The following is a 13,623-nucleotide window of genomic DNA, read 5'->3' as shown; positions in this document are numbered from 1 at the left end:
CATGAGCAGCGACAACACCCTGCAGACTCCTCCTCGACCCGCGGCCGCCGATCCGGCCAGCGCGCGCCAGCATCCCGTCGGCGATCATCCGGGCGGATCGCGCTCGCCGGCCGACACCGCTCCCCGCGCACAACCGGGAGCGGGCGGGACGGTACCCGCGGCACCGCCCGCGCGACGCAAGCATCTGGTGCGCGCGCTCGTCGCCGTGTTCGCGTTCGGTATTGCCGGGTGGGGCGCCTGGTATGCGCTCGTCGGCCGGTGGTACGAAACGACCGACAACGCGTACGCGCAAGGCAACGTCGTCGAGCTGACGCCGCAGGTGACGGGCACCGTCGTGTCGATCGACGCGGACGACGGCGACCTCGTGCATGCAGGCACGCCGCTTGTGCGCCTCGACCCGAGCGACGCGCAGGTCGCGCTCGCGGCCGCACAGGCCGATCTCGCGGCAACGGTGCGGAAGGTGCGCGGCCTGTACAGCAACGAGCGCGGGCTCGCGAACAGCATTGACGGCGCGCGCGCCGAACTCGCCGCGCGCCGCACCGCGCTCGACAAGGCGAAGGCCGACTACCGGCGCCGCGAGGATCTCGGCCGCTCCGGCGCGATTTCGCACGAGGAGCTCGCTCATGCACGCGATACATTGACATCCGCGCAAAGCGCGTATGCAGCCGCACAAAGTGCGCTCGCCACGTTGAGCGAACAGCATCAGACGAGCAAGGCACTGGTCGACGACACCGCCGTCGCCTCTCATCCCGACGTTCAGGCCGCGGCGTCACGCCTGCGTGCCGCCTACCTGGCGCGCACTCGCACCGATATCGTCGCCCCCGTTACCGGCTATGTCGCGAAGCGCACGGTACAGGTCGGCCAGCGCGTCTCGCCGGGTGTGCCGCTGCTCGCGGTCGTGCCGTTGCGCGAGTTGTGGGTCGATGCCAACTTCACCGAGAAGCAGCTCGACCACATGCGGATCGGCCAGCCTGTCGAACTGACGGCCGACCTATACGGCAGCAACGTACGTTACAGCGGCCGCGTGCAGAGCCTCGGGGTGGGCACCGGCAGCGCATTCTCGCTGCTGCCCGCCCAGAATGCGACCGGCAACTGGATCAAGATCGTGCAGCGGCTGCCGGTTCGTATCGAATTGACGGACCCGGCACAGCTCGACGCGCATCCGCTGCGCATCGGCCTGTCGATGCACGCAAGCGTCGATCAGCACGATCGCAGCGGCGCAATGCTGTCGCAACGCGCGCAGCGAGATCCCGTGTTCCGCACCGATGTATACCGTGAGGAGCTCGCGCGCGCCGACGGGCTGATCGCCGATGTCCTGCATGCAAACCTGCCCGCGACGGCGCGCGCGGAGCGTGTGCGATGAGCGGGCCGATGCCGGCCGCCGATGGCGGCTTTCGCCCGCCGAGCGTCGCGCTGACGACGTTCGGTCTCGCGCTCGCGGTCTTCATGCAGGTGCTCGACGGCACTGTCGCGAACGTATCGCTGCCGACGATCGCCGGCAATTTCGGCGTGAGCACGACGCAGAGCGCATGGGTCGTCACCACGTTCTCGGTCAGCAATGCAATCGCGCTGCCGCTGACCGGGTTTCTCGTCAAGCGCATCGGGCAGGTCCGGCTGTTCGTGTGGGCCACGCTCGCCTTCACGTTCGCGTCGCTCCTGTGCGGCCTCGCGCAAAACCTGCCGCAGCTCGTCGCGTTTCGCGCGCTGCAGGGCCTGGTAGCCGGGCCGATGATCCCCACCACGCAAGCGTTGATGCTGTCGATCTATCCGCCGCAGCGACGCGGCTTCGCGCTGTCGATGATCGCGATGGTCACCGTCGTCGCGCCGATCGCGGGCCCCGTATTCGGCGGCTGGATCACCGAGCATTACTCGTGGCGCTGGGCGTTCCTGATCAATCTGCCGATCGGCGTGTTCGCCGCGCTCTGCATCTTCGCGCAGATGCGTGCGCGCGTCGAAACGACCGTCGCCGCGCGCGTCGACTATGTCGGCCTCGCCGCGCTCGTGGTCGGCGTCGGCGCACTGCAGATCGTGCTCGACAAGGGCAACGAGGCCGACTGGTTCAACTCCACGTTCATCGTCGTGATGTCGGTGGTCGCCGCATTCGGCATCGCGCTGTTCCTGATCTGGGAACTCAACGAACCGAATCCGATCGTGAACCTGCGGCTCTTCGCCCATCGCAACTTCGCGGCAGGCACGCTGACGCTCGTGCTCGCATACTCGGCGTTCTTCGCGGTCAACGTGATCGTCCCGCAATGGTTGCAGCGCACGCTCGGCTACACGGCGTTCTGGGCCGGGCTTGCCGTCGCACCGATGGGCGTGATTCCGGTGCTGACGACGCCGTTCATGGGCAAGTACGCGCCGCGCTTCAACATGCGCGCGCTCGTGTGCTGCGCATTCGCGATCCTCGGTGCGTCGTCCTTCCTGCGCGCAGGCTTCGTGCCCGACGTCGACTTCACGCACATCGCGCTGATCCAGCTGCTGCAGGGGCTCGGCCTCGCGCTGTTCATCATGCCGATCAACAGCATCCTGCTGTCCGACCTGAAACCCGACGAGATCGCCGCCGGGTCCGGCCTGTCGACCTTCCTGCGCACGCTCGGCGCGAGCTTCGCGGTATCGATCACGTCGTTCCTGTGGGATCGGCGCGCCGTCGTGCACCACGCGCAACTCAGCGAGCACCTGAGCGCGTTCGATCCGGCCGTGCGCGCCGAGGTCGCGCGGCTCGGCGGCGGCGACCCGCAACGGGCCGCCGCGCTACTGGGCAATCTGGTCGACGCGCAGGCCTATCAGATTTCGTTCAACGACGTTTCATTCGCGCTCGGCTGCGTCTATCTCGCCGTGATGGCGGTGGTATGGCTCGCCCGCCCGCCGTTCGGCCCCCGTGCCGGCGCGAAACGATGAAACGGGCGCCGCGCGGCCCGTTTCGACCCATGCTGTTCAACTCGAAGGAGATCGACCTGATGCATACCCAACACGCTGGAAAGATGTCGTCCGCACTGGCGACGCTCGCCGTATTCGATGTCACCGACTTTCCGCTCGTCGTCGTACGCAACGACGCGATCGCTTCCGACGGCTATGCGCAGCGCTGGCTCGACGACATGGATGTGCTGCTGCGGCACGGCGAGCCGTTTGTCATGATCTTTCCGCCGGCCCGCCCGGACGAAGCGCACGACGATCGCAAGCAACGCGGCAAGTGGCTCAAGGAGAACCGTGCCGCGCTCGCCACGGTCTGCCGTGCACTGATCACCGTCGAACCGGACCCGAAGGAACGTGACGCGGCCGTCGCAAACGGGGCTGGAATCGAAAAGGCATTCGGCGTTCCGTTCGACGTGGCGGCTTCGCTCGACGATGCAAGGCAGGCAGGCCGGCGACGCCTGACTGAGGCGGTCTAGCGCGGGCCGTGCGCGCGCAACGCCTCGAACCGGTTGCGCAAGTCCGCCTGAATGCAGATTCCAACGAATAAACGGGGTGGCTTGTATGAATGGACTGGAATGTCTGAATTGGTTGGTACCCGGCGACACGAACGCGTCATGGCAGCGGATGACCGACGCGGCCGCCGGAATGGGGTTCGACAAGGTCGTGCTGATCGTCTTGCCGTTTGCCGGCGCATCGTTCGATCTCGCGCGTAAATGGAGCAGCGGTGTGCCCGGCTGGACGGCACTGTACCGACAGCGCCAGTTCGACCGCGTCGACCCGATGCTGCGGCATTGCTTTCGTTCGGCGCTGCCGCTCGTATGGGACGGCGAGCTGTTCGCGCTGCCTGAGCAGCGGCGGTGTTACGAAGCGGCGTCCGCGTACGGCATGCGTACGGGGGTCGTGCTGCCGGCACGCGGCGCGAAAGGGGAGGTCGGCATGCTGTCGTGCGCGAGCGTGGACGACATCACCACGACGCGTGCGCGCTGTAACCGCCATCTGGCGGTGCTGACGCTGCTGCGCGACGTCGCGTGCGAAGCGATTGCCGGCACGCCCTGCCATGCCCCGCCCGACAGCGTGCCGCGGCTCAGCCGACGGGAAGTCGAATGCCTGCGATGGCATGCGGCCGGCAAGACCTCGTGGGAGATCGGCCACATCCTGAATGTGACCGAGTCGTGCATCAATTTCCACTTCATGAACATCCGTCGCAAGTTCAACGTGTCACGTCGACACGAAGCCGTGCTGCGCGCGGTCGAGTGGGGGCTGATCAGCATCTCCGACGTGACGGTGCCCGGCTAGTGCCGCAGCGGGCTCACCAGCGACCCAGCGGTCCAGAAACGCGCTGAGCCACGCTGCCGTCGCGCGATCGTGCCGCCGACCCTCGCGATTCTGCGTCGCGAGATCCTGCGCGCCGGGTGCCGACAGCTTGTGTGCGGCGGCCGTGCTCCAGCGTCGCATCATCGGATAGCTCACTTCCGGATGAAACTGGACGCCATATGCGCACGGTCCGTAGCGAACCGCCTGGTTCTCGAAATGCTCGCCGGTCGCGAGGACCTCGAGCCCCGCGACACGTTCGAAGCCCTCGCGATGCCATTGATAGACATGCGACGGCCATGAACCGAGCCGCCGCCCGGCGGGTGTCGCGGCAATCGGCCAATAGCCGATTTCCGCGCGCCCGTCCCGATGCGCGCTCACGCGGCCACCCAGATGGCGAATCATCATCTGCGCGCCGAGGCACACACCGAGAAACGGCGCGCGTTCGCGCAGCGGCACGCCGATCCAGTCGATCTCGTCGCGAATCCACAGATCGTCGTCGTTGGCGCTCATCGGCCCGCCGAACACCACGGCACCGGCATGCCCGGCGAGCGTCGCCGGCAACGGATCTCCGAGCGGCGGACGGCGAATGTCGAGCGGATGACCACGCGCGGCCAGCAGGCGCCCGATCCGGCCGGGGCTCGATTGTTCGCGATGCAGCACGATCAGGATCGGGCGAAGTGTGGAGTGCGTCATCTTGTGTGGACGGATGGAGGATCAACCCGGCTGGCCGCGCAGCGCGTCGAACGACACCATCACGTGTTCGCGATAGGCGGATCGACGGCATAGGCGAGCGTACCAGGCCTCGACATGCGGCAACCGCGGCCGCTCGACGTCGAGCGAGAAATAGCGGAACAGCGTCGCACCGGCCGGAATGTCGGCCAGGCCCGGCGTCGCGCCACCGAGAAACGGCTGCGTCGACAGCAACCGGTCGAGCAGCCGGTAATGCATGGCGCAGCGTGCGGTTTTGTCCCGCACGATCGCATCGTCGCGTTGTGCCGACGGCGTTCGGACCAACGCCCAGAATAGCCCGGTCATCACATCGGGTTCGAGCGCGGTCTGCGACCAGTCCATCCAGCGCTCTGCGCGCGAACGGGCGAACGTGTCGCGGCACCAGAACGGATTGTTCGGCACGCGCGCGGCGAGATAACGCAGGATCGTGTGCGATTCCCATACGACGTCGCCGTCCCAGTCGATCACCGGAATCCGGCAGGCAGGATTCAGCGCCGCGAATGCGGGCGTCTGCAGCGAACCGTATTCGCCGCCGGCCGGGATGTGCCGGTACGGCAGTCGCAGCTCGCCGACGAGCCATAGCACCTTCTGCACGTTGAACGACGTGCGGCGCCCCCAGACGGTCAGCATCGCGCGGCATCCTCGCAGCTACCGGTGCGCGCGAATGCAGCGTAGCGGTCGAGGCCGGCGGCCAGATCGGCGATCAGGTCGTCCGCATCCTCGAGTCCGATATGCAGCCGCACGCCGCGGCTGCCCGGTGGCCAGCGCTGCGCGAGACGATGCGCATCCAGGTCGAAGGGCAGTGCGAGGCTCTCGTAGCCGCCCCACGAGTAGCCGAGCCCGAACAGCGTCAAGTGATCGAGAAACGCGTCGACCGCCTGCCGCGGTGCGGGCTGCAACACGATCGAGAACAGCCCGGACGCGCCGCGGAAATCGCGGCGCCACAGTGCGTGTCCATCATCGCCGGGCAACGCGGGATACAACACGCGCTGCACTTGCGCGCGCGTCGTCAGCCAGGTCGCGACCGCGAGCGCATTGCGCTGGTGCTGCCGCAACCGCACGCCCAGCGTGCGCAAGCCGCGCAGCGCGAGATAGACGTCGTCCGGGCCGACACATAGCCCGAGGTCGCCATGCAATTGCTTCAACGCGGACCACGCGCGCTCGTTCGCCGAGACGACGCCGAGCATCGCGTCGGAATGCCCGACCAGATACTTCGTGCCGGCCTGGATCGACAGATCGATACCGAGTGCATGCGGCCGGAAGAACAGCGGCGTCGCCCAGCTGTTGTCCGCGATGACCAGCGCACCGTGCGCGTGCGCGAGCCGGACGAGTGCACGCACATCGTGCATGTCGAACGTGTAGGATCCCGGAACTTCGACATACACCGCGCGCGTGTTCGGCCGGAATGCGGCCGCAACGGGCGTATCGGCGTCGTACCAGCTCGTCTCGACGCCGAGCCGCGCGAGCACGCCTTCGCATGCGTGGCGCACCGGACCATACACCGATGCGGTCATCAGCAGGTGGTCTCCCGGTTTCAGACACGATAGCAGCGCGAGCGTGCACGCGGACAACCCGGACGGACACAGCACCGTACCGGCGCCACCTTCGAGACTCGTTATCGCCTGCTCGAGCGCTTCCGTAGTCGGCGTGCCGCGCCGGCCGTAGATATATGGTTGCGTGCGGTTCAGCAGATCCGACACGGTCGGGCTGAGCACGGTCGACGCGTGGTAGACGGGCGGGTTCACGAAGCCGTGCCATGCCGCGCTGTCGCGGCCCGCATGCACGAGTTGCGTGTCGTCGTGCATCCCGCCGTACAGATCGTCGCACGGCTGCGATCGGCGTTTGGCAGGCGTCACGGCCATAGCGCGCACCGGTCCCAGCGCTGGCCGGCGCGGCGGTATGCCTGCCGCGCAAAACGCCGCGCACTGTCGGCACGCCAGAATTCGGCTTCGTCCGGCGCGAGCGCGTACAGGTGCCAGTCGTCCGATGCCAGATCCGGATCGGCGGCCAGCCGCGCCAGCTGCGCATCGATTGCGCGCGTGAGGTCGGCCGGATCATCGAGCCGTTCGCTTTGCCGGCCGGCCAGAATGCTCGCGCGCGAGCGTTCCGGGCGGCTTGCGAAATCGGCTCGGCCGGCCGCGGCCGGTAGCCGCTCGACCGGGCCGCTGAGCCGGACCTGACTGGCGATCGCCGGCCAGTAGAACGTCAGCGCGGCGTACGGCCGGTGTTCGAGTTGACACCCCTTGGGACTGCGTGCATTCGCCGCGAAATGCCAGCCGCGCACATCGACGTTCAGCAGCACGACGGCGCGCGCATCGGGCCGCCCGTCTGGGCGGACCGTCGACAGCGTCATCACCTGCGGTTCAAGCGCGCCTGCCGTCACGGCCTCGCCGAGCCAGCGCTCGAATTGCGCATGCGGCGTGTCGGGCCAGTCGTGCGGGGCAACATGGGGCGCGGCATGTGCGAGTGTTTTCAGCGCCTTCAGACGCATTGCGATCGTGTCCATGGCGTGGCTCATGCGATACCGAATTGCGTTGCGCGGGCAATCAGCCGATGCGCGGCGAGATAGTCGGGAACTTCCGCGAGAAAGCCGTCGACGACGGCCGCTGCAACGCGGCGCCCGCCGGCTTCGCGCCGAGCGGTATCGAACGCGTCAATCACGCGGCGGGCGAGGGCGACTTCGTCGGACGTCGGCGTGAGCACACGATTGACGACCGGCACGAACTGCGCGTTGACGATCGCTTTCGCCTGGTAACCGAGGCCGCGCGATACATGCATGTCGCGTTCCGCGCCCTCGTTGTCGGCATAACTGTACGGGCAGTCGATCGCGGTGACGCCGACCGCCGCACACTCGACGCGAAAGCGCGAGCGAACGTAGTCGAGTTCGCGGCCCGCGCGCGTGCGTTCGGCACTCATGTCGGCCACCATGTCCTCGGTCGCGACGAGCACGGCCGACACGCGCGGGCTCGAACGGGCGATCGCCATCGTGTTCACGAGACCGAGCGTCGTCTCGACGTTCGGCACCAGTTCAGTCGAGCCGGGCGCGATCTCATATTCGTGCTCGAAACGCGTCACCGCTTCGTCGAGCGCGGCGGCCTGCTCGGGTGTCGCAACGTAGGACATCATCACGATGTCCGGGCGGCCGCGCATCGCGGCACGCAAGTCATCGATTCCGCCCGCATCGAGCGGATTCACGCGCACGGCCGCCAGCACGCCGGCGTCGCGCCAGCCGGCCAGCACGCGTTCGCTGAGCTCGCGCGCGGCCGGACGGCGCTCGGGCGGCGTGAAGGTTTCGAGCTCCTGGATCAGGACGTCTGCGCCGCTCGCGGCACCGGCAACGAGCGCGTCGTGATCCGCACCGGCGAGGAATAGCCAGGAGCGGCGCAAGCGGGAAGGGCGTCGGTTCGTCGATGTCATGCTGGATTTCCTGTAACGCGCGTGGTGCGCATATCGATGACGCGGGCGTTCAGCCGGCACGCATCATCTGGTTGAAGATGTTCTTGCGGTGCATTTCCTCGGTTCCGCCGACGCTCATGAAACCCAGCGCATCCGATGCAAAAGCCGCCACCGGCCCGGCCTGATAGCCGAGGCTGCCGTACAACCGCACGAGGCCGAGCGCGCCGTCGACGAGATCCTGTGCGCCGACCAGCTTCGCGATCGAGCACGTCATCAGAGCTTGCGGGTGATTCGTCAGCAATTGCGCGAGGGCGCCGCGCGCGAGCCACGTACCGCGTTCGATACCAATCTGCAGGTCGACGAGACGCCGTTGCACGTACTGGTGAGCATCGATCGTGCTGTCGAAGCTGCGCCGGTTGCGGCAGTAGCCGATCGCGTCGCGCAGATACGGCACCGTCACCTGTGCGGCGACGAGGCCGTAGTAGAGGCGGCCGAGCGAAATGATGTCGATCAGGTTGCCGAGCCCCGCACCGGGGTCGCCGAGCAGCTGGTCGCGCGCAATCGGGCAGTCGTCGAAATGCAGCGCGCCGGTCGGCAGGTCGTCCAGGCCGAGCTTGCGGTCGGGCGCGGCGATGGTCATGCCCGGCTGGTCGTGATCGACGATCACGAGCGCGGTATTGCGCCGGTCCTGCGTTTCGATGCGCGTGACGACCAGGACGAAGCGCGCGAGCGGCGCATGCGCGATATTGAATTTGCTGCCGGCCAGCAGATAGCCGTTACCGTGCTCGACCAGCTTCGTCGCGATGCTGCGCACGTCGGTGCCGGTGCCCGGCTCGGCAATCGCAGTCGCACTCAGCTCGCCACGCAGGATTGCGCCGAAATAGCGGTCCTGCTGCCTAGCGCTGCCGTATCGTTCGAGCGCGCGGACCATGCCGGCCTGCGCGATCACCGACAACAGCAGCGCCGGGCGGCGGACCGCCGATGCGAGCCCCTCGAGCGCAGCGGAAAAGTGCCACCAGCCATGGCCGTCGCCGCCGTACGTTTCCGGCACGATCATGTCCCACAGTCCTTCCTGTCCGAGTCGTGCCCACCCGGCATCGTCGAATCCGGCGGGCGCGTGGCCGTCGCGATCCGCGGCGGCTGCGATTTCCGCGCCGATTTCGCGAAAGCGCGCGAGCGTCGCGTGCTGTTCCTGCGTCCAGTCGAATGGCATCTGTCTTGTCTCCGATCGAGTCGGCGCAGCCTTCGATGGCGCGCCTGCGATGCCGACAAGATTAAGTGGGCACGGACAGCGGAGGTACTGGCAGTAGTGGTAGTTTCGGGGCCAACGACTGTCGGCCCGCGTGGGATTCGCAGGACCGCAGATCCGGCGATAACACCCGTGACGGTCTGCGTCGATCTGGTGAATTCTCGTCGGCCGCCGACGGACAGTGGCGGCGACCGCGACGATCCGCGCTGGTGCGGTCAGCCAGACTTACGCGGTTCGCCAATCTCGGGGCAGCGCCGGAGACAAACCACCGCCCGGATCTGAATGCCGGCCATTCTGTAGTAACGGAGCAGCAGGGGGTTGACGATCACCGGCCCCGGTTCACACGTATCGCCCGTCCCCGACCGCCACAACGGACATCACCCGCGCTCGTCCGTTCGCGCCCGATCGTAGAACATGGCAAACAGCTCGGATTGCGATCCGACGCCGAGCTTCGCGTAGATGTGCTTTTTATGCGCACGCACGGTCTCGAACGAGATCGACAGCTTCTCCCCGATCGCGCGTGACGAGAATCCGCTCAACGACAGCATTGCGACTTCGATTTCGCGCGTCGTCAATGCGCCGCGCCCGTTCTTTCCGGTCAGCATGCCGAAGCGCGCATGCGGATCGGGCGCGTCGATTTCCGCCGGGCGCGACGCGCCTTTGACCGCGAACGTTTCGAACCGCAAGCGCTGCTGCATCAGCGACAGCACCCATGGTGTGTACAGCGTGAGCAGTGCCATCTCACGCTCGTCGTACTTGCTCGTCTTGCCGAGCGAGAAGCCGAGCGTGTGATCGCGATCGATCACGACGTTGAAATGCACTTCGTCGCCGACGATATTCTTCTTGAAGTACCGCTCGTAGTACTCGGTCATCCGGAAGTTGTCCGGCGCGACGTCGGCAAGGGTATAGAAGCCGGGCGCCTGCGTTTCGAACGCGGCGAGATAGAACGGATCGAGCTGATAGAGCGCGGCCAGATAGTCCTGAAACATCAGGTCGATCTTGCCGTCGGGCATCGCCTGTTCGGCGAGCACGAGTGGGGCGGCGTCGCGCGCGAAACACAGCGCGACCCAGTTGTCGAAAGCGACGTGCCGTTCGAGCACCCGCGTGAGGCGCGCCCAGAAATGCGGGCCATCGAGGGCATCGATGGCCGAACCAATCTCCCGGTGAAAAGCGAGATCTCGCCATTCGAAGTCCATCGTGTCCTCCGGTGAGGGTAACCCTGGCGGGGAATTTCAGGTCAAAAATAATAACCTGATAATCAGCCTCACTTCGTCACGCAGCAGACCATGCGGCGCTTTGCTCGGCGCGCGTGGCATCAGACGTGCAACTGAAAGGCGATTGGAAGGAGATGACTTCATGCAGGTGGAACTCGCGCAACTGACGCTCGTCGACGGCGACGTCGTGCACAACACGCGCAAGGTGATCGATACGATCGAACACGTCGACAGCGCAGGCGGTACCCGGCTGATCGTGTTCCCCGAAACGACGCTGTCCGGCTTTCCGACGCGGGACACGGTCGCCGACGTCGCGCAGCCGCTCGATGGCCCGGCATTGTCCGCGGTGCGCGACGCGGCGCGGCAAAAGGGCGTTGCCGTGGCCGTGGGCCTCGCCGAACGCGACGGCGGGCAGTTCTACAACACCACGGTGCTCGTCGACGAGCAGGGCGATATCGTGCTGCGCTATCGCAAGACGCATCTTTGGGCGTCGGATGTCGGTGTCTTCACACCGGGCGACCGCTTCGCGACCTGCCGCTGGAACGGTCTGACGGTCGGCCTGCTGATCTGCTACGACATCGAATTCCCCGAGACGGCACGCGCCGTCGGTGCGCTCGATGCCGATCTGCTGATCGTCACGAACGGCAACATGGACCCGTTCGGTCCGGTGCATCGCCGTGCGATCGCCGCGCGCGCGATGGAAAACCAGATGTTCGCGGTCATGGTGAACCGCTGCGGTGCCGGCGACGACAACCTGACGTTCGCCGGCCTTTCCACGCTCGTCGATCCCTTTGGCGACACGGTGATCGAACTGGGCCGGGACGAGGCGGTCGTGCATGCGAGCGTCGATCCGACGCGTCTCGAAGCGAGTCGCGAGCACTACAACTATCTGCACGATGCCCGTGTGGCGCTCGGTCTGTCGCCCGTCGAACGGGCGGGCGGGAACCGCGCGGTCACGATCGAACCGCGCCGTCCTCGCACCGAATAGCCGGAATCCACGGTCCATTCGACGCATGGGGCAGGGCGCAATGCCCTGCACGTGCTCGCCCCTCCCATTGAAATGCCGGCCAGACGGCATACAGCCATTCGTATCGGCCGCCGAGGCCCAGGAGACAACATGCAAGCGTCATCATCACCCCATGAACCCGCACGCCTGAAGCGGACACTCGGCCTGCCGTCCGTGCTGCTGTTCGGGCTCGCCTACATGGCACCGCTGATCGTCTACGGTACTTACGGCGTGCTGGCCAAGGCCAGCGACGACACGGCCGCGCTGGCCTATCTGCTCGCGCTGGTCGCCATCGCCTTCACCGCGCTCAGCTACGGCAAGCTCGCGCGGCTCCATCCGGCCGCGGGCTCGGCTTATACGTACACGCGCAAGACGTTCAACCCGCATCTGGGTTTCATGATCGGCTGGGCAACGCTGCTCGATTACTTCTTTCTGCCGATGGTCATCTGGCTGATCGGCGCGGCGTATCTGAACGCGGCATTTCCGCACGTGCCGACCTGGATCTGGATCGTGGCGTTCATCGTATCGACGAGCGGCCTGAACATCGTCGGCATCGATCTGGCCGCGCGGTTCAACATCGTGCTGATGGTCGTGCAACTGGCGGTCGTCGCGATGTTCGTCGTGCTGTGCGTGCACTATGCGTCGGCTGCGGCAGGCGCGGGCGGTATTGCCATGGCGCAGCCGCTCTTCAAGCCGCACGTGCCGTTCGGCGCGACGATGGCAGGCGCCGCGATTGCCGCCTATTCGTACCTCGGCTTCGACGCGGTCTCGACGCTGACTGAAGAGACGATCGATCCGAAAAAGAACATGCCGCGCGCGATCCTGCTGATCGCACTGATCGGCGGAGCGATCTTCGTGATCGCGGCGTACACGATGCAGCTCGCGCACCCGGGAGTCGAATTCAAGGATACGGATTCGGCCGCGTTCGAAGTGGCGAAGATGATCGGCGGCGATCTGTTCGTCACGGTGTTCCTCGCCGGCCTGATCCTCGCTCAGTTCGCGTCGGGCATCTCCGCGCAAGCGAGTGTCGGCAGGTTGCTCTATGCGATGGGCCGCGACGAAATCCTGCCGAAGCGGATCTTCGGGTTCATCCATCCGCGTTTCAAGACGCCCGCGATCAATATCGTGCTGGCCGGCAGCGTCGGGTTGATCGCGCTGAAGCTGGATGTCGCCACGTCCACGTCGTTCATCAACTTCGGCGCGTTTCTTGCCTTTACAGCGGTCAATCTGTGCGTGATTCGCGTGTACCTGCGGGGGCAGTCAGGCGAACGCCGGATTGGCGTGATCGGCGGACTCATTTTTCCCGCGATCGGCGCGGTTTCCGATCTCTGGCTGCTCGTGAGCCTCGAGAAGGCCGCACTCGTGCTCGGCGTCGCGTGGTTCGTGCTCGGGCTGGTGTATCTGTGCTGGATTACGCGCCTGTTCCGCCAGGCACCGCCGGAAGTTGCGATTTGAGCGGGTCGCGGAAGGTTGGGCAGCGGGTATTCGAATCCGGCTAGGAACATCACAAACCTTCGGCGGTCGGTATCGGCGCGGAATCAACAATCCGGCGTTCGATCCGTTGCAGCGAGCGCAGCGTCCGGCGCCGGACACCCGGCGGCCGGTCGCTTTACACGGCGCGAAAAATCCTGGATTTCCATCCGGGTTGGACATGGTGCGACATGGGCCTTACAACCAATTTTAGGGCCTCATCACTGAACCGCAATTCTGTCATACCCGGATTCAGATGTCGTAGCGCCAGCTAAATACAGATGTCGCATGTTTCATCGGTTTTCTGTCCGTCAGCGTTGAAGCGCCGAGCC

Annotated in this window: 13 protein-coding genes; 6 read left to right on the top strand and 7 right to left on the bottom strand. The window is 66.2% G+C overall.

The features are described 5' to 3' along the window. The first annotated feature begins 1 nt into the window (after position 1). The 4 genes from ABIC50_RS33060 (at position 2) to ABIC50_RS33045 (ending at position 4,209) form a co-directional block, all read left to right on the top strand. Positions 2–1,363, top strand: coding sequence for an HlyD family secretion protein (locus ABIC50_RS33060; protein ID WP_354168982.1), 1,362 nt, complete (start codon positions 2–4; stop codon positions 1,361–1,363). Continuing rightward, positions 1,360–2,898, top strand: a complete 1,539-nt coding sequence (locus ABIC50_RS33055) for a DHA2 family efflux MFS transporter permease subunit (RefSeq protein WP_354168979.1) — start codon at positions 1,360–1,362, stop codon at positions 2,896–2,898. The genes ABIC50_RS33060 and ABIC50_RS33055 overlap by 4 nt, the downstream gene beginning before the upstream one ends. 59 nt (positions 2,899–2,957) lie before the next feature. Further along, positions 2,958–3,389: a hypothetical protein gene (locus tag ABIC50_RS33050; RefSeq protein WP_354168978.1), complete on the top strand. Its 432-nt coding sequence runs from the start codon at positions 2,958–2,960 to the stop codon at positions 3,387–3,389. A gap of 85 nt (positions 3,390–3,474) precedes the next feature. Further along, positions 3,475–4,209: an autoinducer binding domain-containing protein gene (locus ABIC50_RS33045; RefSeq protein ID WP_175697293.1), complete on the top strand. Its 735-nt coding sequence runs from the start codon at positions 3,475–3,477 to the stop codon at positions 4,207–4,209. Here the strand turns inward: ABIC50_RS33045 and ABIC50_RS33040 are convergent. The 7 genes from ABIC50_RS33040 to ABIC50_RS33010 form a co-directional block, all read right to left on the bottom strand. Next, entirely contained in the window at positions 4,132–4,920 is a 789-nt protein-coding gene (locus ABIC50_RS33040; RefSeq protein WP_175660824.1) for a glutamine amidotransferase, read from the bottom strand. The two genes, ABIC50_RS33045 and ABIC50_RS33040, sit on opposite strands and share 78 nt — an antisense overlap. A gap of 21 nt (positions 4,921–4,941) precedes the next feature. Beyond that, positions 4,942–5,586 (bottom strand): glutathione S-transferase family protein, encoded by a 645-nt coding sequence (locus tag ABIC50_RS33035; RefSeq protein ID WP_354168976.1) that lies wholly within the window; start codon positions 5,584–5,586, stop codon positions 4,942–4,944. After that, complete coding sequence (metC, locus tag ABIC50_RS33030) at positions 5,580–6,761, bottom strand: cystathionine beta-lyase (RefSeq protein ID WP_471686043.1); 1,182 nt, start codon at positions 6,759–6,761, stop codon at positions 5,580–5,582. Before metC ends, ABIC50_RS33035 begins: the two co-directional genes overlap by 7 nt. A 47-nt stretch (positions 6,762–6,808) precedes the next feature. Further along, on the bottom strand, positions 6,809–7,462 hold the full coding sequence (locus tag ABIC50_RS33025; protein WP_354168971.1) for a pyridoxine/pyridoxamine 5'-phosphate oxidase: 654 nt from the start codon (positions 7,460–7,462) through the stop codon (positions 6,809–6,811). A gap of 8 nt (positions 7,463–7,470) precedes the next feature. Further along, a complete protein-coding gene (locus ABIC50_RS33020) occupies positions 7,471–8,373 on the bottom strand; it encodes an HpcH/HpaI aldolase/citrate lyase family protein (RefSeq protein WP_354168968.1) in 903 nt (300 codons plus the stop codon). A gap of 49 nt (positions 8,374–8,422) precedes the next feature. Continuing rightward, the gene (locus tag ABIC50_RS33015) at positions 8,423–9,565 is read right to left on the bottom strand and encodes an acyl-CoA dehydrogenase family protein (RefSeq protein WP_354168966.1); all 1,143 of its coding nucleotides are present in this window, start codon (positions 9,563–9,565) and stop codon (positions 8,423–8,425) included. A 413-nt stretch (positions 9,566–9,978) separates the two neighbouring features. Continuing rightward, positions 9,979–10,797, bottom strand: a complete 819-nt coding sequence (locus ABIC50_RS33010) for a response regulator transcription factor (RefSeq protein ID WP_175665241.1) — start codon at positions 10,795–10,797, stop codon at positions 9,979–9,981. Between the two features lie 160 nt (positions 10,798–10,957). Between ABIC50_RS33010 and ABIC50_RS33005 the strand changes: the two genes are divergently transcribed. Both ABIC50_RS33005 and ABIC50_RS33000 read left to right on the top strand, forming a co-directional pair. After that, positions 10,958–11,803 (top strand): carbon-nitrogen hydrolase family protein, encoded by an 846-nt coding sequence (locus tag ABIC50_RS33005; RefSeq protein ID WP_354169118.1) that lies wholly within the window; start codon positions 10,958–10,960, stop codon positions 11,801–11,803. A gap of 129 nt (positions 11,804–11,932) precedes the next feature. After that, the gene (locus ABIC50_RS33000) at positions 11,933–13,276 is read left to right on the top strand and encodes an APC family permease (protein ID WP_354168963.1); all 1,344 of its coding nucleotides are present in this window, start codon (positions 11,933–11,935) and stop codon (positions 13,274–13,276) included. Positions 13,277–13,623: the final 347 nt, after the last annotated feature.

It is taken from the genome of Burkholderia sp. 567 (assembly GCF_040545115.1).
GTDB classification, from domain to species: domain Bacteria; phylum Pseudomonadota; class Gammaproteobacteria; order Burkholderiales; family Burkholderiaceae; genus Burkholderia; species Burkholderia ambifaria.
Note: the sequence above shows the minus strand (reverse complement) of the source record. Positions and strands in the feature narration are given on the sequence as shown.